The organism is Exiguobacterium profundum (assembly GCF_001909285.1).
Classification (GTDB): Bacteria; Bacillota; Bacilli; order Exiguobacteriales; family Exiguobacteriaceae; genus Exiguobacterium; species Exiguobacterium profundum.
This window is the reverse complement of the sequence record NZ_MRSV01000001.1, coordinates 672,694-693,451: the sequence shown is the minus strand read 5'-3', so window position 1 is coordinate 693,451 and position 20,758 is coordinate 672,694. Positions and strand designations below refer to the sequence as shown.

Sequence of the window (20,758 nt, the reverse complement as noted above, 5' to 3'; positions counted from 1 at the left end):
GTAAACGAATAACCGGCGCCTCATTTGAAGCGCCGGTTTTCTTATGCGTGTAAGTGTTTTGCTGATTGAATCAACGTCTCGACATCCTCTGTCCGTCCTTCATGAAGCGCCTCGACGATGAAACTCCCGACGACGACACCGTCACACGCTTGTCCCAACGTCTGCACTTGCTCCGGACGATGGACTCCGAATCCTGCTAAGACGGGAACACGTGACTGCTCAGTCAAACGAGTCAAGTAGGCGAGTAACTCGACCGGGAACACATCCGCTTTCCCGGTCGTCCCTTTGAGCGTGACCGCATACACGAATCCTTCTGCTTTTTCTAAGATGGACGTTGTCCGCGCCTCACTGCTCGTCAACGTGACGAGCGGAATGACGGCGACGTCATGCCGATTGACATCTGCGAACAACTGAAGACTCTCCTCAAACGGAAGGTCAGGAATAATGACCCCGCTCACCCCACATTCGTTCGCCCGATCAAAGAACGGTTGGACCCCGAACCGAAACACTGGATTCAAGTAGGTCATCAAGACGATTGGAACGTTAAATTGATCATTTCCTTCTATTAAATGGTTCAATACCATTTCAAGCGTCACACCTGCTTCAAGCGCGCGCATTCCTGCCGCCTCAATAATCGGTCCATCCGCTACCGGATCAGAGAAGGGGATCCCGAGTTCAATCGCCGTCGCCCCCATCCGCTCTAGTTCCACGATGGTCGGGATCAGCCGGTCCATCCCGCCGTCACCGGCCATGATATACGGAACGAACGCCGCTCCTTCTCGCTGTCGAATCGCTGTCTCTAGTTTCATCGTGTCGCCACCTTCTCTCGGATTGTATGGACGTCTTTGTCTCCGCGCCCTGATAAACAAATCACCAGTGTATCGTCTTCTCCCATCGTCTTCGCGAGCGTCTCTGCGTAAGCAAGGGCGTGTGAAGACTCTAAGGCAGGAATGATTCCTTCTTGTCGGCTGAGGGCGAGACACGCATCGAGTGCCTCGTCATCCGTGACGGCCGCATAGCGCACCCGCTCAATGTCTTTCAAGAAACTGTGCTCTGGTCCTACCCCTGGATAATCGAGTCCGGCTGAAATGGAATGGGCTTCCTCGATTTGACCCGCTGCGTCTTGCAGGACATACATGAGCGACCCATGTAAGACACCGACTTCCCCTTTTGTGAGGGTTGCTGCGTGTTTATCCGTATCAATGCCACTTCCTGCCGCTTCGATACCGTAGAGTGCGACCGACTCATCGTTTAGAAACGGATAGAACATCCCCATGGCGTTGCTCCCTCCGCCGACACAAGCGACGACGGCATCCGGAAGGCGTCCCGTCTGTTCGAGGATTTGACGACGTGTCTCTGTTCCGATCACGCTTTGGAAATCACGTACCATCTGCGGAAACGGATGCGGTCCGAGAACAGAACCCATCACATAGTGCGTATCGTCGACATGTTTGACCCAGTAACGGAGCGCTTCATTGACGGCATCCTTTAAGGTGCGACTGCCTGATTTGACAGGGACGACTTTCGCCCCGAGTAGTTCCATCCGAAACACGTTCAATGCTTGGCGTTCAACATCGACCTCACCCATGAAGATGGTACATTCTAAATCGAGTAGTGCGCATACTGTTGCCGTCGCGACACCGTGTTGTCCCGCGCCTGTCTCGGCAACGACTTTCTGTTTCCCCATCCGTTTCGCCAGGAGCGCCTGCCCAATCGTGTTGTTGATCTTATGGGCACCGGTATGGTTCAAGTCTTCACGTTTCAAATAGATGTTCGTCCCGAGACGGCGACTCAGGTTCGACGCATAATAAAGTGGCGTCTCACGTCCCACGTATTCACGTAATAAAGAAGAGAAGCGTTCTTGAAACTCAGGATCTTGCTTCACCTCTTCATAAGCGACCTCTAATTCTTCGACCGCCTGCATGAGCGTCTCCGGAATGTACTTTCCACCATATTGTCCAAACTTCCCGTTCACTGGTTGTGCATACATCATAGTTCCTCCTTGGCGCGTTGAATGAACGCACGAATTTTTTCGATATCTTTCACACCGTCCGTCTCGACACCGCTCGAGACGTCGACGCCGTCTGGTTGAATCATTTGAATCGCTTGTCTCACATTCTCCGGGGATAGCCCGCCCGCTAGCCAAAACGGACGCTGCGGCCGGTCGATTGCGCCCCAGTCTAACACCTGTCCACTTCCCGGATTCGGATGATCCATCAATCGTACATCTGCCGTCTCCTCGGTCGACGCATCGATGATCGATAACCCGAAGATACGGAGTTGTTCCATTGACTGCGTCCGATGGTGAATTTGTAAATCCGTCAGTCCTACATTCAACGTTTCCTCAATCTCTTCCATTGAAGGACTTAAAAACACACCAACGATTCGAACCGATTCCGGGATGTGTGCGGCCAGTGTCTTCGCAGTCGCCACGTCGATTTGACGGGAACTCGGGGCGAAGACAAACCCGATGGCATCCGCTCCCGCCTCGACCGCCGCCTCAACAGCTTCCTTTGTTTTTAGTCCACAGATTTTAACGAACATGTTTTCAACTCCTCGAGTAACCGGGTCGGGTCCTCTTCACGCATAAGTGCTTCCCCGACGAGAATGGCGCTTGCCCCAGCTTCTTTTAAACGTGCAGCCGCCTCGACTGTACTGACCCCGCTCTCGCTGACGAATGTGACCTCAGGATAGCGTTTCATCAAATCAATCGATGTTTCGAGGGATACCTCGAACGTTTTTAAGTCTCTGTTATTGATGCCGATCAACACGTCATCAAGTTCGAGGGCGATGCATAACTCCGCCTCATCATGTACTTCGACTAAGACGTCGAGACCGATGGAGCGAGCGTATCGCGTCAACTCCTGAAGACGTGTCGGATGGAGTGCCGCCACGATCAAAAGTGCCACACTCGCTCCGTAATGCTTCGCATAGTCGAGTTGTCGTTCATCGATGATGAAATCTTTACAGAGCACCGGGATGGTGACGACATCGGCAACTTGTCGCAAGTCGTCAAAAGAACCGTTAAAGTACGTCGTGTCTGTCAAAACGGAGATCATCGTCGCACCAGCTTTTTCATATTGACGTGCCCTTTTAGCGACGTCGACCGTCTCCCGAATCATTCCTTTCGAGGGGGACGACCGTTTGATCTCTGAAATGATATGGAATCCCTCGCTCATCACATGTAAGAGAGAGATTGACTTCGTCACGGGGACATCGATGGGCTGCATGCCGCTAACCTCTTCTATTTTCGTTCCGATGATTTTCGTTAAATAACTCATGCTTCGACCTCCGTACGTTGTAAGTTTTGTAATACGCGTAAGGCGTGCCCTTCATCGATACTACGTTTTGCTTCTTTCACTCCTGCACGAAGCGTTGCGGTCGTACCATACGTGCAAAGGGCAAGTGCCGCGTTTAATAAGACGACGTCGCGTGCCGGTCCCGACTCTCCATTCAATACGGCAAGAAGTGTCGCAGCGTTCTCTTCTGGTGTGCCTCCACGTAGCGCTTCAAGCGGTGCCCGCATCAAGCCGACATCTCGTGGGTCGACCGCATAACGCGCCGTCTGTTCCCCATCAAAGAAGTACACGTCGTTCACACCGGCGAGACTCGCTTCATCGAGTCCACCTGCTCCATGGACGACCATACCGCGCTCCACCCCGAGATGACGCATCGCGGTCGCCATCTTCTCGAGTAACGATGGATGATAGACACCGACAAGTTGTCGTTTCGGACGAAGCGGGTTCGTTAACGGTCCGATTTGGTTGAAGATGGTCGCCGTCGCGAGCCGTTTCCGGACCGGCATGACATGCTTCATGATCGGGTGGACATGCTGGGCGAATAGAAAACTGAGATTCGTCCGTTTCAAGTCAGCATGTACTTCTTCTGCCGTCTTCACAATCGGAACGTTCAATGCCTCTAAGACGTCCGCGCTTCCTGATCGACTCGAGACGCTTCGATTCCCGTGCTTGGCGACCGGAATCCCAAGACCCGCCAGGACAAAGGCGACGGTCGAACTGATATTAAACGTATGCGCCCCGTCGCCGCCGGTACCACAAACATCTAGTACGGGTAAATCACTTTGGGGGAACTGTGCCGCTTCACGAATGTATGCTGCGAGTCCTGCCATCTCTTCTGCTGTCTCACCGCGCTCTTTCATCGCCAGCAGCACTCGTTCGATTTGCGCTTCATCCGCTTGGAACATCTCGCTCGCTGCCACTTTCATATCTGCTGTTGATAATGCGTTTGTCTCCAATTGTTGAATCATCGTCTGTTCCCCCTCTAAAAATGTGTATAAAAAAACTCCATACGACAGTCGTCGTATGGAGGACGGTTCAATACCGCGGTGCCACCTCTCGTTGATTTCAAAGAATCCACTCTCCGATGCAATCACATCGTATCCCGATAACGGGGGAAACCGTCACGACCTACTCTCTTCAGCCATGCTCTCATGAGCCCATTCACGCGGACGCCTCGGTCAGGATCTCACCATCCCTGACTCTCTGGACGAAACGTCTTCTCGCGCTACTCTTCTCAATCCTCGATTTATATAAATGAAACGAAAAAGGGGTCACCCGTCTCCTCATAGCCTGCGCTATAAGAAGGACGAGTAACCCCGTGGTGCCACCTTCGTTGGTTCCAAAGAACCCACTTCACGGACAATCATCCGCTTCCCCGTGATAACGGTGGGTAACCCGCTAAAGCCTACTCAAAGTTCGGTTTAGAGCTCAGAAGTCCATTCGCGACGTCCCATATACTGATTCGCACCAACCATCAGCTCTCTGTCATACAGGATTCGTCGTTACTTCTCTTCGTCGACGCCTTTATTCGTTTCAGTTAAGTTAATTCGTACTATACAGGGCAGATGAATCCAAAAAAAATAAAAAAATTATAAAAACTTTGCCTCTATATGTGCATCCAAAAATGAGAAACCTTCATCGATTTTTTTTTTTTACATTGTTTTTTTTCTTCTGCTATAGTCGTCCACAACAACATTTCACTCAGCTAAAGGAGAATCGATTTTGGAAACAAATAAACTAAAGCGCGAGCTGTCCACCCGGCAACTCACGATGATTTCCCTCGGGAGCGCCATCGGAACCGGGCTGTTCCTCGGAAGCGGTCTCGCGATTCAAACCGCTGGCCCGAGCGTGCTCGTCAGCTATGCCATCGGGGCGTTCATCGTCCTCTTACTAATGGGTGCTCTCGCCGAAATGACGGTCGCCCATCCAACATCCGGATCATTCGGAACGATTGCCGAGCGATACGTTCATCCACTCGCCGGTTTTCTCGTCCGTTACTCTTACTGGGTCGCGAACGTACTGGCTGTAGGGGTTGAAGTCAGTGCCATCGCCATCTACATGCGCTACTGGTTCCCAGATGTGAACGGGTTCGTTTGGGTCGCCCTCTTCGGTGGACTACTCATTTACGTCAACGCCCGTCACGTTCACACGTTCGGAACGACCGAATACTGGTTATCCTTCATCAAAGTAACTGCCATTATCTTATTCATCGTCCTCGGTGCCGCCACATTGTTCGGCGAACCAGGATCACCGATTGAGTCAATCACGACAGGAAACGAAGGCTTCTTCGCGTTCGGCTTTTACGGAATGTGGGTGACGATTTTCATCTCCCTCTTCAGTTTCCTTGGAACCGAACTCGTCGCTGTGACAGCGGGAGAAGCGAAAGACCCGGACCAGGCCGTACCACGCGCTTTACGCGCGACCGTGTTCCGCTTGACGTTCTTCTATGTCGTCACGCTCGCGATCATGCTCATGCTGATCCCATGGCAGCAAGCCGGGATCGACCAAAGTCCGTTCGTGCTCGTCATGGAACAGTTCGATGTCCCGTTCGCGGCAGGCATCCTCAACTTTGTGATTTTGATCGCCGCCTTGTCTGCGATGAACGCGCAGCTTTACGCGTCGACACGTATGATGTACTCGCTCGCGGAAGCCGGCGATGCACCGAAAAAAAAAAAAAAAATCAGCAAAAATGGGATTCCAATGTTCGCGCTACTCGTTTCAACAGGCGGGATCGTCCTCGCCGCTTTGCTACAAGTATTCATGGAGTCGTCGTATCCATTCTTGATGGGAATCTCGATGTTCGGAGCTATTTTCACTTGGTTCATGGTCTTCGTCTCCCACTTGTTCTTCCGTAAGAAATGGACTGGGCGAAAACTCCCTGTCCGCATGATGGGATATCCATTCCTCCCATTGCTCGGGGCGGTCTTACTGCTCAGCCTGATGATCACGACATGGTTCACGGATTTCAACATCTTGCTGAAATTCGGCGTACCTTGGTTGATCGGATTGACGATCATCTATTACGTGCGTGAACAAATGCGTAAAAAACAAGATCGTCCAAGCGATATTGAACAAGCCAACTAACGAGTATCCCTTCGCAATCGCGGAGGGATTTTTTACGCACAAAAACTCCTTTCGCAATCGAAAGGAGTTTTCTGGTTGATGCATCAGAAGAACTGACGCGGATTGACCGTGCTACCTGCGCTCGTTGCCGAGTATGAGTAGCCGCCTTTATGAATCTCAAAGTGCAAGTGCGGACCTGAAGAGTTCCCTGTGTTTCCAAGTGTCCCGATGTTCGACCCTTGCGTCACACGCTGTCCAGAGCTGACAGATACCGAGTTCATGTGCGCATAGACCGTGGTCCAAACTTGACCGTTGATCACGTGTGCGATCATGACGTGGTTCCCGTATGCGCCACCCCAACCTGCACGAATGACCGTACCTGTCGCAGATGCGCGAATCGGTGTCCCTGTTGGACCAGCGATGTCTACACCGTTATGGAACGTGTAACCAAACGCACCGCTCGCCGGACCCCATCCTTGTGAGTAGCGTCCTGAAGCCGGTTGAATGAACATCGAACTAGACGGAGCTGGCGTCGATGTCGTCGGCGCCGGTTTTGGCTCTGGTTTCGGAGCTGGCGTTGGAGCCGGTGCCGGTTTTGGAGCTGGCGTTGATGCCGCCGTGTTGTTTGAAGACGACGAAGACGGGGTATTCGATTTATTGTCTTGCTTTTGTTGAGCAGCTTGACGAGCTGCTTCCGCTTCTCGTTCTGCCTGACGGGCAGCCTCAGCTTGACGTGCAGCTTCTGCTTGGCGGGCTTCTTCCGCCTTACGTGCCGCCTCTTGACGAGCTGCTTCTTCCGCACGACGACGGGCTTCCTCTTCTTCCCGACGCTGCGCTTCGATTTCAGCCGCGATTGCCTGTTCTTGAGCGACTAATGTTGCTTCAATCTCTTGAAGGTCAAAGATTTGCGATTCGAACTTGATGTTCTTCTCTTCAAGCTCTTTGATGCGTTTTTCACGTTGCTTCATTTTCTTCTCAAGCTCGGCTTGACGCACTTCGAGTGCTTTTTGTTGTTCAAGAAGTGAAGCACGCTCTGCTTTCAAGTCAGCCTGCGCTTCTTTCAACGAACGCTGTGTCGCTTCATAGTCATCAAACAACTCTTGGTCACTACGCTGAATCGTTCCAGCTGTGATCATACGTGTCACGAGATCAGAGAGATTTTTTGAACCGAAGATGAACTCAGCCCAGTTGATTGAACCGCCACCGTTCTTTTGCATCGTGGCCATACGCTCTTTCATCATCGCTTCTTGCGCCTTCATTTTTTCTTGGTAATCTTTAATATCGGCTTCAAGATCCTCGATCTTCATCTCGGTGCGCTTGATTTCTTGGCGTTTCATGGCGACATCATTGATGATGTCTTGCAATTGTGCGTCCATTTTGTTGACCTCAGCCTGAACTTTTGAAATCTCTTCCTTGTTTCCTTCAATTTTTGAAGATGTTTCTGACTGGTCTTTTTTCACACTGTCGCGCTTTTCTTTTACTTTTTGTTGTTGTTCTTGCTTCTCTTTAATCGAAGTCGATGCATCCGCAACTGTATGTGTGCTGATGAGCATCACACCGAGCGTTAACGTCGAGACTGTGCGTTTCCAATTCATGAATGGGGTACATCCTTTCTTAAATGACAAACGTGAGTACCTACTACACTACATATTTAAAGCCGTTTAAGTATGTAACAAAAACGATCATTTGGTTGAGTTTCAACACGACTAATTATATCTAACTGATAGATATTTTCCTGTTAAAGTTATATTTCAATTTTATTACGCAAGAACAAAGGTGCGGACAATGAATGCATAGAACTTATTATTTACCAATACCTTTTCAGACTGTTCGATTTGACATCTTTCTGTAATGTTTTATGTAAATAGAGAATTATTTACCTTATCTTAAAATAATAAGCGAATAGGGCTGTATATCCCTTTTCCAATTAATAGGAAAAAAAAACAAAAAAATCCATGCCGTCGCTGCATGTAAACATGAGCAAGGCATGGATATCGAATAAATGGATTCTCAAGTTATAGTTTCATCGCACCGACGATGACAAAGATCCAGGCAGCGATGAATAACACGCCGCCAATCGGTGTCACGGCTCCGAGTTTTGTAATTCCCGTCAATGCCATGACGTACAAGCTTCCTGAGAAGAAGACGATCCCCGCAAACATGAGCCAACCGGCCACGTTGAACTGGCTGATGCTCACGCGCATGAGGAGCGCTGCAATCCCAATGATTCCAAGCGCGTGCACCATATGGTAGAGCACACCTGTCTGCCAGTTTGCCAACATGTTTGGCGCCAATCTCTCTTTTAGCGCATGGGCGCCGAATGCACCAAGTGCCACACCGAGTGCCATCAATCCGGCACCGATCATTAATAAGATCTTCATTTCCGTTCCCCCTTATCTGACTTTTCGTGCTGGTAAATTCCACTTCCGATAGTAGGATATCACTCGAAGTGTCGCGACGACAATTAAAAGCGCGTACACAGCAAGACCGCCTTCGAGCTTGAAGTAATACGTAATGACCGCAATGAGAATCGCCCAAATCGCATACACCTCAGATTGTAAGACGAGAGGCTTACGTCCTGCCAATAAGTCCCGGACAACACCTCCGCCAACGCCAGTCAAGACAGCCGCCGCAATCGCAGCAGATAAAGGTAAATCAAGCTTGATTGCGACCTGCGCCCCTTGAAAGGCAAAAGCGACGAGACCAATGGCGTCGACAATGACACCCCAGCGTTCCCAATGTGGCAATACGACACTCGGGAGCAGGAAGATGAGGAGTGCGACCAGAAAACATAAAATAAATAAATCATTCTGTTGCCAAATTAAACTGACGGGGTTTCCTAACAGGACGTTTCGGATCGCGCCGCCTCCGAAGGCGGTGATAAACGCCAGTAACCAAACTCCAAAAATATCGTATTTTTCATCCATCGCAATGATGGCTCCGCTCGCCGCGAACGCAATCGTTCCGACGACGTTGAGCAATTCCCACTCCATGAACATCCCTTGCCCTTTCTTCAACGCATTGTATGGTAAAGTATAGTTACAAAAATTCAGGTCAGTCGTGCGACTGTCGTAAAGGATGTCGGTATTACAATGAAACGTATCGCTTTGTTCCGCATATGGATTATCGTCACCATGTTCGCCCGATTCATCATTCGGCTGTACGCCTTTTCACGCAAACAACAACAAGGTGTCGCCACGACAGAAGAATATGAAGCACTGATGCTCAAGCTCGCGCGTGAGTATAAGCGTAACGCGCTACGACTCGAGGGCTTGTTAATCAAACTCGGACAATTCTTATCAATTCGTGCAGACTTGCTACCACCCGCCGTCTTGAACGAGCTGTCAGAGCTCGTCGACCGTGTCCCGACGTCTGGTTGGGAGAAGTCGCGCGCGATTCTAGAGGCAGAATGGGGCGTCCCATATACCCAAGTCGTCAAAGACGTCGGCATCGACGCCGTCGCCTCGGCTTCCATCGGAGAAGTATATGGTGCCACGCTTCTTGAAAACGGCAAACGGGTCGCCATCAAAATCCAGCGTCAAAAAATCGAAAAAATCATCCGAACTGACTTCCGTGCGATGCGGATTGTCACATCGATGTTAAAGCGGACATCCCTCGCTAAATCAACCGACTTAGATAGCTTATATCGCCAAATGATTTTTGTCATCGGGGATGAACTAAATTTCCAAACTGAATTAAAAAACGCCCTGTATTTTAAAGCCAAATACGCCGATAACCGAGACGTTTACATCCCGGACTATCACGAACATCTCTGTACGAACCGCGTCTTGACGATGGACTGGGTCGACGCACGCCGAATCACCGACCTCGCCTTTTTAAAAGAAAATGGAATCGACCGTTCCGCCCTAGCTGAACGACTCTTCACACTCGCTGCCGAACAGCTATTGTTTGGTGGGCAGTTCCATGCCGATCCACACCCCGGAAACGTCCAAATTCGAGCCGATGGCACCATCATCTTACTCGATTTCGGTATGGTCGGACAGACAACGGCGCAAGACATGGCCACGATTCGGAATATCTTACAGGCGTTCATCTCGCTCGACTATGATAGCATCGTCGATGGATTAGAAGACTTGCGCTTCCTCTTACCGACGGCAAACAAACAAAACATTCGCCAAGCGCTAGAGAAAGCGGTCACTTTCTACCTAGAAACGGACATCGATACCGTCGATACGAAATTGATTGAGAAGGTGTTACAGGACATTCAATTGCTCGTCAAAAACGAACCGATTCAGCTCCCGGCAGAATTTGCCTTCTTCGGTCGGGCCGCCTCGACCTTGCTCGGGATTCTGCAAATCCTCGATCCGAAAATCGATCTGTTCACACTCGGTAAACCGATTGTCATCGAATGGCTCGAGGAAGACGGGACAACGCTTCAAAATCGTTACGTGAAGACCGGAATCAACTACGCGAAGAAACTGTTAAACGTTCCTCCACTTCTGGATAATTACTTAAAAGAACCGACACGAAAACGTCTGTCGGAGCAAGCGATGTTCCAACGAAACCTTGAATCCAAGGAACTCTTGCACCGTCAGACGTTCAATGCCATCGTCATCTTGCTCGGTTTGCTCGTCGGCCTACTCGGCTATATTCGACCGGATGAATGGCTCTTCTGGTCAGGTGGCGTCGTCTCCGTTTTAGCTTATTTCAATTGGAGACGCCTCGGACGAAAGATTCGTCATTTGGCACGCCAAGACTTTCGAGTATAAGCGAACCGTCACTCTCAGCAGTGGCGGTTTTTTGTTGAATCCATTGTGCGATATAAGCACCGACGTCACGCATCATGCGAGGTGTCGTCCAACCCATGGTCGATACTTGAATGACGTTCGCCTGCTTTAAGTAGTCACTCTCATACTGGACGAGATAGCCTTGATAGGACAGTTGGCGCCCGAGCTCGACCGAGGATAGCTCGCACGGAACTGGAATCGTGATGATGCCAGGTGATTGGGCGGGACACACATCGACCGATAAACCGTTCTCTTGTAAGGCATTAAGCAACGTATTCATCTTTACAGAATGTGAAACGACTTCATCTTCTTTCAACTCATCCAGCGCGATCGCCATCGCTGAGAGAAGCGGTTCCGATTGTGTGAAGGCAATCGGTTGATAGAGGGATAGATCCAAATAGCGCGCTGTATGTGGTGTCGCAATCGCTGGATGCTTCATTGCCACGAACGCGAGACCCGGGGCGTTCCGTAACGCCTTTCCTGAAGAGAAGGTCACGTAGTCCGCAAACGAATAGTCATAGACGAACGTTCCGACGGCACTGATCGCATCAATGGCGACAACGCCTTGCCATGTATGAAGCGGGGCAAGGTTGATTAAAATCCCTAACGATGTCTCGCAATGAACCGTCCACACCCAGTCTGGTGCAATGCGCTCAAGTTGCGAAATATCCCATTGTCCCTCTTGGTCCACTGCGACCACGTCAAAAGACAGACCGACACGCCGGGCATGGTCAATCAAGCGTTCTCCAAATTCACCCGCATTGAAAATGAGGCCGTGTCCGTCCAATCGAGCCGCGACCGCATCGTTAGCGACGGTCCCGCTTCCAAGGAGCGTATAGACATGAGGGAGTCCGATTCGTTCCGCCAGTTTTCGTTGTACCGCTTCAAGCACTCGTCCCGTTTCGTTTGAACGATGTGGGCGCGGCTGCATCGAGAGTCGTTCCCTCACACGGTCCGAACATTCAACGGGTCCTGCTAGCAAACTTTTTGGACGTAGGATCGATGCTGATTTGGATTCATAAAAAGCCGAACGCGTCAACATCATCGGAACATATCTCGCTTCGTCAGGACCAATCGGATCTGCGAACGGCACAAACCCGAATCGATGATAGAGCACTTGTTCACGTGTCGTTCCACTGATGACAATACCATCGACATCACGCTCTGTCGCATCGTCGATGACCGCGCGCATCAATCCAGCGAACGACCGATTGCGTCGATAGGGTTTAGTCACAGCGAGGAGGCGAATCTCAAGCCAATTCCCATCAGGAATGCGTACTCCTTTTTGTTCCAACGAAAACGGCCGTTTGCCACGTAACGCACACATGGCGACCACTTCCCCATCCACTTCTCCAATCCAATATGTATTTTCTTCGTGAAATCGGTCGACAAGTCGCCTTTCCGGATTTGGTGGATGTTGTGGAATCTCTTCAACGAATGTTTCGTAATTTAACCGATGTATCGCTTCAAAATCTGATATTTCGGCTTTTCGATACACAATCATGTTCTTTCCTCCTTCACATGATGATACGTAATCACGATAGCGATGAGTATGGCCCAGATGACATCTTCGAGACTTCCGAAAGCTGCCAACGGTAATAACGTAAGCATGACTAATCCCGTCTCGCGAGAGTTCCCCGTTAATTTGATTAAGAGTAACAAGATAACAAGACCCCCAATAAACCACCACGGCTCATATGCCCATAAAATTCCAGAAAAAACGGCATATCCCTTCCCTCCCGCACGGATTCGCCAAAATGGATAAATATGCCCGAGCGTGAGCGCGAAAACCGTCTGCCAAAAATATGGTCCGCTCATCTGTAGGACGAGAATCGTCTTGAGCACGTCGAATCCATAGACGATTAGAAACGCCTTTACTCCACCGATGCGATGCGCATTGCGTGCACCGGTATTCTTCGAACCAGTTGTCGCTAAATCATGTCCACTTAGCACCCCATACAGTCTGCCCCCGAGCAGACTTCCGACTAAATAGCCAATGACGATGATCCACATAGTATCCCCTCTTTTTTTGTTTATTTGTGAACGTTTCAGAAAAACGGGTATCCTCTAATTAACTGTGCACTTTTTGGAAAGGGGAAATCAAGATGCGAGAAGAGAAAAACTTCATTAACGGGGAATGGACAGAAACGGGACAAACGATCGAGGTACGAAATCCAGCCACAGGCAATGTGATGGACGTCGTGACAAAAAGTGATACACAAGAAGCGACACAAGCCGTCGACGCTGCGCATGAGGCGTTAGAAAAATGGCAACAAAAAACAGCAGAAGAACGAGGGGAACTACTTACTGAATGGCATCGTTTGATTGCAGAACATACGGAAGAGCTTGCCCGAACGATGGTCGAGGAACAAGGAAAACCGCTCAAAGAAGCGATCGGCGAAATCAACTATGCAAATGGATTCATCGACTGGTATGCGGCAGAAGGGCGTCGTGTATACGGTGAGACGATTCCTGCTTCATCGAACCAAAAACGAATCTTTGCCATTAAACAACCGGTCGGCGTCATCGCAGCCATCACACCTTGGAACTTCCCGGCTGCCATGATCACACGGAAAGTTGCTCCAGCGCTCGCTGCGGGCTGTACGGTCGTTATGAAACCAGCATCGGCGACCCCGTTGACCGCCATCGAATTGGTGAAATTAGCGGAGAAGGCCGGATTCCCAAAAGGGGTCATCAACCTTGTCACAGGACAAGCGTCAGATATCGTCAAAGCGTGGCAACAAGATAAACGGGTCCGAAAGTTGACGTTCACAGGATCCACGGAAGTCGGGAAAATGCTCATGCGTGATGCTGCGGACACGATGAAAAAGATTTCGCTTGAACTGGGTGGGCACGCCCCGCTCATCGTCACAGCTAAAGCGGATTTAGATAAGGCTGTTCCGCAAGCGGTCGCCACGAAATTCCGAAACGGCGGACAGACGTGTGTCTGTGCGAACCGAATTTATGTCGAACGCGCCGTCGTCGATGAATTCTCGGAGCGTTTCATTAAAGAGGTCGAAGCGTTGAAAGTCGGGAATGGACTAGAGGAAGGTGTCGACATCGGTCCGCTCATCGATGACGATGCGCTCAGCAAAGTCGAAAAGCATATCGAGGACGCGCAGATTCGTGGCGGTGAAGTGTACGGTGGCGAGGTGCTAGACGGCTTATTCATCCGTCCTGCTGTCATCCGTTATGCGAATGAAGACATGCTCTGCATGAACGAAGAAACGTTCGGACCCGTCGCACCGATTGCAACGTTCGATTCGCTCGATGAAGTCATCAAACGGGCGAACAACACGCCGTTCGGCTTAGCCGCTTACTTGTTCACGCAAGACATCAATGAAGCGGTCTATTTAGCTGAATCGTTAGAGTATGGGATTGTCGGTGTGAATGACGGACTTCCGTCAACGCCGCAAGCGCCTTTCGGTGGTTGGAAAGAGAGCGGACTCGGTCGTGAAGGCGGTCATCAGGGTATTGAGGAATTTTTAGAAGTAAAATACATCTCTCTCGGATTGTGAGTATAGGTATACAAAAAGGCTTGTCGACATTGATATGCGACAAGCCTTTTCTTATCGGTTGACCCACTCGACTAAATCGTGTGGAGATTGAATCACGTGATCTGCAAGTGCCCACTCTTCTTCATTACCGAACCCGAATCCTGTCAAGACGACGGGGAAGTCATGAGCGCGAGCCGCTTCGACATCCGATTTACGATCACCGACCATAATATAGTCCGCCTCTCCGTGCCGGACACGGTGCGCTGTCAGAATGTCTGCCTTCTTCTCGCCCCCAACAGATTCTAAACATTCGGGTGCCGTCATATATGGACGAATCTGTTGCGTATCTAAAATCAAATTCATATAATGAACACCGCAGTTACTCGCTGTCGTCAGCGTATGACCTTGCTCGTGAAGTGTCTCCAACATCTCACGAATTCCGTCAAATAAGACATTTTGTCCTTCCATCGTTTGCTCAAGCGTCGTATGACGGAGTCTGCGAATGAGACGAATCTCCTCAAGCGTCGCTTCTGGGATGACATGCTCCCAAAACGCGTTACCTGCCAAGCCGTATCCTGAACGGACCGCCTCTTCACTCGGTTTCGGAAGATGAGGAAGCTCCTCGAGTGCCTCATGAATCGCCTTCGTCATCGGTCCGGTCGTATCTACTAACGTGCCATCGATATCAAATAAAATTACTGCCATTGGATTGATCTCCTCTCTTTCACTCTCTCCCTACCGTAGCAGAATCCCCGAAAATGCAAAAGAGAAAAAATGGAAACAAAAAACGACTGAACCGATTCGTCCAGTCGCATCTATTATCCACGCCAGAAGTTCATTCCACCCTTTACAGAATAAACGTCGGTATATCCGGCACTCTTCAGCATCGCTGCCGCGCGTTGGCTACGCATCCCGCTCTGACAGATAACATAGACTGGACGCTCTTTTTTTTTTGATATTTCGCTTGAGCATTACCGAATCCAGATAAAGGTACATTTTTTTTTTGCTTGATATGTCCCCCGCGGTATTCATGCGGCTCACGTACGTCCAACAATTGAATGTTCCGTTCTTCTGCGATTCTCCGTTTTAAATCATCCGTCGAGACTGTTTTTACATTGTTTCGACGACTCCACCAGAAATACACAAGTCCAATGACGACTGCCACAAAAAGAAAGTCCAACATATTCACGCCTCCATTTGCATTTCGTTTCTTGTACCCATTATACCCCCTAAGGTATTTAAGTCAATGAAAATGAATCCACAAAAAAACCACATGTGCATAACATGTGGTTCAAAAATCGAGCAATGAATCGGATTTAGGTTGTTCGTCTTCTTCCATGGGAATCCCGAGAAAAGCGGCCATCTGACGATCAAGCGGAGGTTTCGTTTCACTTGTCACGGTCGGGGACTGTGATGCCCCAACGCTTTTTTTTTTAGACGTCTCCGCTAACAAGAGTTCACAAAAACCCATTAACTTTGCCAAATGACGCTTTTGCGCTTCGCCGGTTGACGACTCAATCTGTGTCATCACCTGACGCATTTGGGCGATGACTTGTTGTTCTGTAATCATAGTCCGTACACATCCTTTACGCTTCCATTGTGCAGGATTTCATCCTCAATTCGCAAGTTCCTTAACGATTCCTTGACTCGACCCAGTTTAAAAAGGCGTCATAATCAAAACGAACTTGATTTGCATAAAAATCAGCCCATCTCGATAACTGTCGAATAAACAGGGACGGAGAGTCACCGATTGCCGCCGCGATTCGTTCGCTTGCCGTATAATCGAGCACATTGGAGGTCGCATCGGCCCGTGCATGAATCTTCGCCGTGATTTGCGCTTGCACCTTCAACGTCTCAATGAGCGACGTCTCATCTTTCATATGTTTCGCTTTCACTTTTCGCTTATACGGAGAACGTTGCCTCACATAATATTCTTTGTCGTCAATCGTCAAATAGCCGAGATACGGGTCACGACTGTGGACCATTGCCCGTTGCGCAGCGACGACACGAGCGCCTTGATGCGACAATCCGTTTTCAAACAGCGGATGTGTCGGAAGAAAGAGAGACGGGACGGCAGATTGTGCTTGTTTCATCTCTAAAATGACATCTTCATCATGCTCTTCATCGGCACCTTCAATCAAAATATAGTAGCGTTCTAATCCGATAGAAGCCGTTCCGCTTTGAAGTTTGATGGCGATATCTTTGATTTCATAGTGATCGGCATGATGTCGGTGTTGATTTGACAAAGAAGACAGATAATCGCCCCATGCCGCTTCAATTTTCTCCCGTACTTCCGAGGAGATGGGAAGCAAGTCGTCACTCGTTGAAAAATAACGTTCCTCGTCCCGTACCTCCGTCCGTTCGGACATGAATTCATCTTTCTTCTTCTCCGCTTTTTTAATGACTTTTTTGACCGCTTTACACGTGTTCTCTTTCGTGAATTGAATATGCTCACTTCGTCCAAGCGCATGTTTTTCAATGGCTTTGGCATAGGACTCAGCAAACGCTTGAATGGCTGCTTTGCCATCGAACCCGGACTCGGCGGCGAATAAATCGACAGAGACCGCCATCCGCAACAAATCAAACAGGTATGAACCGATATACGCCTCATCAAAGTCGTTCACGTCATAGATGATGGTACCGGCCCCGTCTTCGAACACACCGAAATTTTCAAAGTGTAAGTCTCCTTGAATGAACGTCGGATGATCGGGACCTGTGTCAAACGCGATTGGCACTTTCGCAAAGTCGTAGTAGAACAAGTGTGAGCTACCCCGAAAGAACGAGAACGGGCTCGAACTCATCTTCGCATATTTTTCTTGTCTCGCCTCTTCCGAAAGCTGTCGAATCGACTGGTCGTAAAAATCAAGGACGGTCCCGATCGTCTCGCATCGAATTTGTTGTTTGACGGCTGTGAACATACGACTCTCCCCTTCACTTGTTGAATAAGTGTTTATATTCCCCGTACCCGGCCTCTTCAAGCTCTTCTACAGGAACGAATCGGAGAGCGGCCGAGTTAATGCAATAGCGTAAGCCGCCAAGCTCTTTCGGACCGTCATCAAACACGTGACCAAGGTGACTGTCCCCTTGTTTTGAACGGACTTCTGTCCGTACCATGTGGTGCGTCGTGTCCATGTTCAAATCGACTCGCTTCTCCTCGATTGGGCGTGAGAAGCTCGGCCATCCGCAATTCGACTGAAACTTATCGTGAGATGTGAAGAGTGGTGTCCCGTCGACGATATCGACGTACAACCCCTCCCGCTCTTCATCCCAATATTCATTTTGGAACGGTGGCTCTGTCCCGTTTTCTTGCGTCACTTTATACTGCATCGGTGTCAAGCGTTCACGAAGTGCTTGTTGTTGTTTGCGATCACTCCACGCCTCTTTGATGAACTTCGCGCGCCCTGAACCGACACGGTACATCTCATAACGGAACGGATTTTTTTTATAGTAGTCTTGATGATAGTCTTCCGCTTCCCAGAACGTTTTCGCAGGACGGATATCGACTTCAATCGAGCGATCGAACCGACCCGAATCTTCCACTTCCTGTTTCGAACGCTCTGCTGCAGCCCGTTGCTCTTCTGAATGATAGAAAATGGCTGGACGATAGGATTCACCGCGGTCATTGAACTGCCCTCCGCCATCTGTTGGATCGATTTGACGCCAATAGATGCGTAACAACTCCTCGTACGAAATGACTTCTGGATCAAATGTGATTTCAACCGCCTCTAAATGTCCTGTCGTCTCCGAACAGACTTGTTGATACGTCGGGTTGTCGACATGTCCTCCTGTATATCCAGAAATGACACGCTCCACTCCCTCATATTTATGAAACGGTTTGACCATGCACCAGAAACAGCCTCCCGCAAATGTAGCTTTTGCCATGATAAATCCCCCCTTACTTTATAGTGTACCCAAAAATGTGAAAAAAAAACAAAAAACGAGAACCACAATGTTCTCGCTTTAGTCCTCTTCCACCTGATTCACATGAAGCATCACCAAAAATAAGATGACTCCAACAATCGCAGCCCCTAATAGCGTCAACACCATGTTATCTCGAGCCGATAAAGTATAAAAGATCGCTAATCCAATCAAAATGAGCGCAATCGGAATAAACGCTCGTTTAAAATGATCCCAGTAACGCACGGACAGTCCTCCTTTTCTCTTATCATACCAAACTTTCGATTTTCCATAGCGAAAGTTATAAAAGATGAGGAGAACCTGAACAAATCCAAAAGGATTCCAAAACGATTTGCTTGAATAATCATTCAAGAGAGCTTCTTTCCGCAAGCAGGTTATTCCTGTTTGTTTCCAACTATATACTATATACTGTAACTAAATATTTCCATACGGGATAAGGGGGAGCTCCGATGCTCACAATCATAAATGCGTTCTTTATCAACCTGTGTATCTTGTTCACGCTCTTCACGATTTCCTTTTTACCGTTTCGAAACCGCCCTCGTCTGACGCCACAGTCTCCTCTCAAAGGAAGGATTTTACTTGGGGTACAGACCGGATTGATTGCCATCCTCCTTTTAGTAAATGCCTTACCGCTCGAGGGGATACTCATCGACTTACGTAATATTCCCGTTTTGCTTGCCGTTCTATTCGGGGGATGGGTGAGTGGTGCTGTCGCAGGTATCATATTATTAATCGGTCGTTCCCTAGTTCTGTTCTTTACAGACGGTACCATGCTCGGTCTCTATCTAGCCATCGCCACAATAGTTACGTTAATTGTCTTAGCAGGTCTTTTACGGAAACGCATGGATAATACTCGGCCCACTTTGCTCGTATTCACTACAATCAGTATTGCCATTTTTGGGGCAGCGATTTATACCGCGCTTCCACTAAATTTGTTCTATCCCGTCTTAATCGTCTATACGTTAATGTCTTACGGGGGAGCGTGCGCCGCCTATCGATTACTGCTCGAACTACGCCGTCACTTCGAGAACGTCCAACATCAACAGCAACTGGCGCGGACAGATGCGCTCACCGGGATTGCCAATCGGCGTCTCTTGAACGAAGCCATGGCCAACTTGACGGTCGAGGCAGAAGAATACGCATTGATTTTGGTCGACATCGATCATTTCAAACGGGTGAATGACACATACGGTCACGACGTCGGAGATGATGTTTTGCGCGAGCTCGGCATGCTCCTCGTGAATGAGAGCAATGAGCGCCATTTAGTCGGTCGCTTCGGCGGCGAAGAATTTTTAATCGTCATGCCCCATGCTAATCGAGAAGAAGTATCGCAGCTTGCTGAATCTATTCGAGAAAAGGTTTCAACGTTCCCGTTCGAGACGAGTGCCGGTACGCTCCACATCACTGTTTCGCTTGGAGCTTGCCATTCGAATGATATTGAAATCGACAGTGTGTTAAAACATGCAGATGAAGCGTTATATCACGCAAAAGAGTCCGGTCGGAATCGTTTCATCCTCGCCTCTTAATGTTTCAAACTCTTCACACTTGAGCGCGTTTTCTCGCTTTACTTTCTCGAAATGAATCGTTAAACTAGGCTAGACTTTGATTCAGATCGATACATCATGATTTATTCAGAAAAGGGGAAACATCGTTCATGTCAGTTTTGTTATCTTTATTTGGAATTATGTTTATCGGCTCGTTCGCGATTGATTATAGACGTGGAAAGACACTTCAACAATCGGCAATCGGTGGGATTCGTTCGATTCAGAACAACATGTGGATTTTCTTCCGGACCTCACTTTCGATGATGATTATCATCGGTCCTCTCTTATTGATTTCAGGTTTCGTATTCTCGGATTTGGTGACCTTTAACACGATCCCAGCATTCATCATCGCCGTTCTCAGTATCGGCTTTGCGGAACGGATTATCGGGATGACCGTGGCACCACTCATCCGCACGTTTTGGCATCAACGCGGTCGTCTTATGCCACTTTATTTAGATGCCGCTCTCTACGTATTCTTACTCTCTATTCTCGTTCTAGAGTTCTTGATGAACATCCCGGGGATTGATCTTCAGTCACCGTTCATCGCGCTATTCTATGCGTTCGCTCTCTTCTTCACGAGATACTTGTTCAGTTTGATTCGATTCACGGTTCAAAAAGGCGTAGCCTCGAATTAATTCATGACCCAATCCATACGTGTTCGCACGTATGGATTTTTTTATTATTCTTAT

The 20,758-nt window shown here is 49.1% G+C and carries 20 protein-coding genes, 1 pseudogene and 2 other annotated features; of the genes and pseudogenes, 5 read left to right on the top strand and 16 right to left on the bottom strand.

Translation table 11 applies throughout. The features are described 5' to 3' along the window. Positions 1 to 41: 41 nt before the first annotated feature. Genes trpA through trpD form a run of 5 tightly spaced genes read right to left on the bottom strand, consistent with a single transcriptional unit; the run spans position 42 to position 4,267 of the window. Positions 42 to 809, bottom strand: coding sequence for a tryptophan synthase subunit alpha (gene trpA / locus BBB58_RS03770; RefSeq protein ID WP_074035543.1), 768 nt, complete (start codon positions 807 to 809; stop codon positions 42 to 44). Further along, complete coding sequence (gene trpB / locus BBB58_RS03765; RefSeq protein WP_074035541.1) at positions 806 to 1,993, bottom strand: tryptophan synthase subunit beta; 1,188 nt, start codon at positions 1,991 to 1,993, stop codon at positions 806 to 808. Before trpB ends, trpA begins: the two co-directional genes overlap by 4 nt. After that, positions 1,990 to 2,544, bottom strand: coding sequence for a phosphoribosylanthranilate isomerase (locus BBB58_RS03760; RefSeq protein ID WP_074035539.1), 555 nt, complete (start codon positions 2,542 to 2,544; stop codon positions 1,990 to 1,992). The genes trpB and BBB58_RS03760 overlap by 4 nt, the downstream gene beginning before the upstream one ends. After that, entirely contained in the window at positions 2,520 to 3,281 is a 762-nt protein-coding gene (trpC, locus tag BBB58_RS03755; RefSeq protein WP_074035537.1) for an indole-3-glycerol phosphate synthase TrpC, read from the bottom strand. Before trpC ends, BBB58_RS03760 begins: the two co-directional genes overlap by 25 nt. Then, the gene (gene trpD, locus BBB58_RS03750) at positions 3,278 to 4,267 is read right to left on the bottom strand and encodes an anthranilate phosphoribosyltransferase (protein WP_074035535.1); all 990 of its coding nucleotides are present in this window, start codon (positions 4,265 to 4,267) and stop codon (positions 3,278 to 3,280) included. Before trpD ends, trpC begins: the two co-directional genes overlap by 4 nt. A 55-nt stretch (positions 4,268 to 4,322) precedes the next feature. Further along, positions 4,323 to 4,550: a binding site (T-box leader), on the bottom strand. A 48-nt stretch (positions 4,551 to 4,598) separates the two neighbouring features. Then, positions 4,599 to 4,827 (bottom strand) — a binding site (T-box leader). Between the two features lie 242 nt (positions 4,828 to 5,069). Between trpD and BBB58_RS03745 the strand changes: the two genes are divergently transcribed. Further along, the gene (locus BBB58_RS03745) at positions 5,070 to 6,383 is read left to right on the top strand and encodes an amino acid permease (protein WP_244150774.1); all 1,314 of its coding nucleotides are present in this window, start codon (positions 5,070 to 5,072) and stop codon (positions 6,381 to 6,383) included. Between the two features lie 83 nt (positions 6,384 to 6,466). On the opposite strand, the gene BBB58_RS03740 is transcribed toward BBB58_RS03745, so the two are convergent. The 3 genes from BBB58_RS03740 to BBB58_RS03730 all read right to left on the bottom strand — a co-directional run bounded on the left by BBB58_RS03740 (position 6,467) and on the right by BBB58_RS03730 (position 9,361). After that, positions 6,467 to 7,957 carry a murein hydrolase activator EnvC family protein gene (locus tag BBB58_RS03740; protein WP_074035532.1) on the bottom strand — a complete coding sequence of 497 codons (1,491 nt, stop codon included), beginning with the start codon at positions 7,955 to 7,957 and terminating at the stop codon, positions 6,467 to 6,469. 420 nt (positions 7,958 to 8,377) lie between these two features. After that, entirely contained in the window at positions 8,378 to 8,743 is a 366-nt protein-coding gene (locus tag BBB58_RS03735) for a DUF423 domain-containing protein (RefSeq protein WP_074035530.1), read from the bottom strand. Positions 8,744 to 8,755: 12 nt separating this feature from the next. Continuing rightward, positions 8,756 to 9,361, bottom strand: coding sequence for a trimeric intracellular cation channel family protein (locus BBB58_RS03730; RefSeq protein ID WP_012727503.1), 606 nt, complete (start codon positions 9,359 to 9,361; stop codon positions 8,756 to 8,758). A 93-nt stretch (positions 9,362 to 9,454) separates the two neighbouring features. Here BBB58_RS03730 and BBB58_RS03725 point away from each other — a divergent pair, with 93 nt between their 5' ends. Beyond that, entirely contained in the window at positions 9,455 to 11,092 is a 1,638-nt protein-coding gene (locus BBB58_RS03725) for an ABC1 kinase family protein (protein WP_074035528.1), read from the top strand. Here the strand turns inward: BBB58_RS03725 and BBB58_RS03720 are convergent. Both BBB58_RS03720 and BBB58_RS03715 read right to left on the bottom strand, forming a co-directional pair. Beyond that, entirely contained in the window at positions 11,031 to 12,614 is a 1,584-nt protein-coding gene (locus BBB58_RS03720) for a GNAT family N-acetyltransferase (RefSeq protein ID WP_074035526.1), read from the bottom strand. The two genes, BBB58_RS03725 and BBB58_RS03720, sit on opposite strands and share 62 nt — an antisense overlap. Continuing rightward, a complete protein-coding gene (locus BBB58_RS03715; protein ID WP_074035524.1) occupies positions 12,611 to 13,123 on the bottom strand; it encodes a glycerol-3-phosphate acyltransferase in 513 nt (170 codons plus the stop codon). The genes BBB58_RS03720 and BBB58_RS03715 overlap by 4 nt, the downstream gene beginning before the upstream one ends. Before the next feature lie 92 nt (positions 13,124 to 13,215). On the opposite strand from BBB58_RS03715, the gene BBB58_RS03710 reads away from it, so the two are divergent. Next, positions 13,216 to 14,628: an NAD-dependent succinate-semialdehyde dehydrogenase gene (locus BBB58_RS03710; protein ID WP_074035522.1), complete on the top strand. Its 1,413-nt coding sequence runs from the start codon at positions 13,216 to 13,218 to the stop codon at positions 14,626 to 14,628. Between the two features lie 51 nt (positions 14,629 to 14,679). On the opposite strand, the gene BBB58_RS03705 is transcribed toward BBB58_RS03710, so the two are convergent. The 6 genes and pseudogenes from BBB58_RS03705 to BBB58_RS15045 all read right to left on the bottom strand — a co-directional run bounded on the left by BBB58_RS03705 (position 14,680) and on the right by BBB58_RS15045 (position 18,750). Then, on the bottom strand, positions 14,680 to 15,312 hold the full coding sequence (locus BBB58_RS03705; RefSeq protein WP_031422042.1) for an HAD family hydrolase: 633 nt from the start codon (positions 15,310 to 15,312) through the stop codon (positions 14,680 to 14,682). A gap of 113 nt (positions 15,313 to 15,425) precedes the next feature. Continuing rightward, a pseudogene (locus tag BBB58_RS03700) lies at positions 15,426 to 15,790 on the bottom strand (rhodanese-like domain-containing protein). Between the two features lie 108 nt (positions 15,791 to 15,898). Next, the gene (locus BBB58_RS03695) at positions 15,899 to 16,177 is read right to left on the bottom strand and encodes a DUF5327 family protein (protein ID WP_074035521.1); all 279 of its coding nucleotides are present in this window, start codon (positions 16,175 to 16,177) and stop codon (positions 15,899 to 15,901) included. A gap of 61 nt (positions 16,178 to 16,238) precedes the next feature. After that, complete coding sequence (locus BBB58_RS03690; protein WP_074035520.1) at positions 16,239 to 17,525, bottom strand: DUF2252 domain-containing protein; 1,287 nt, start codon at positions 17,523 to 17,525, stop codon at positions 16,239 to 16,241. A gap of 13 nt (positions 17,526 to 17,538) precedes the next feature. Continuing rightward, on the bottom strand, positions 17,539 to 18,489 hold the full coding sequence (gene msrA, locus BBB58_RS03685) for a peptide-methionine (S)-S-oxide reductase MsrA (RefSeq protein WP_074035519.1): 951 nt from the start codon (positions 18,487 to 18,489) through the stop codon (positions 17,539 to 17,541). A gap of 78 nt (positions 18,490 to 18,567) precedes the next feature. Next, on the bottom strand, positions 18,568 to 18,750 hold the full coding sequence (locus tag BBB58_RS15045; protein WP_074037870.1) for a hypothetical protein: 183 nt from the start codon (positions 18,748 to 18,750) through the stop codon (positions 18,568 to 18,570). A 224-nt stretch (positions 18,751 to 18,974) separates the two neighbouring features. On the opposite strand from BBB58_RS15045, the gene BBB58_RS03675 reads away from it, so the two are divergent. After that, positions 18,975 to 20,051: a diguanylate cyclase gene (locus BBB58_RS03675; RefSeq protein WP_074035518.1), complete on the top strand. Its 1,077-nt coding sequence runs from the start codon at positions 18,975 to 18,977 to the stop codon at positions 20,049 to 20,051. Between the two features lie 128 nt (positions 20,052 to 20,179). Beyond that, positions 20,180 to 20,704: a hypothetical protein gene (locus BBB58_RS03670; RefSeq protein ID WP_074035517.1), complete on the top strand. Its 525-nt coding sequence runs from the start codon at positions 20,180 to 20,182 to the stop codon at positions 20,702 to 20,704. The last annotated feature ends 54 nt before the right edge of the window (positions 20,705 to 20,758 follow it).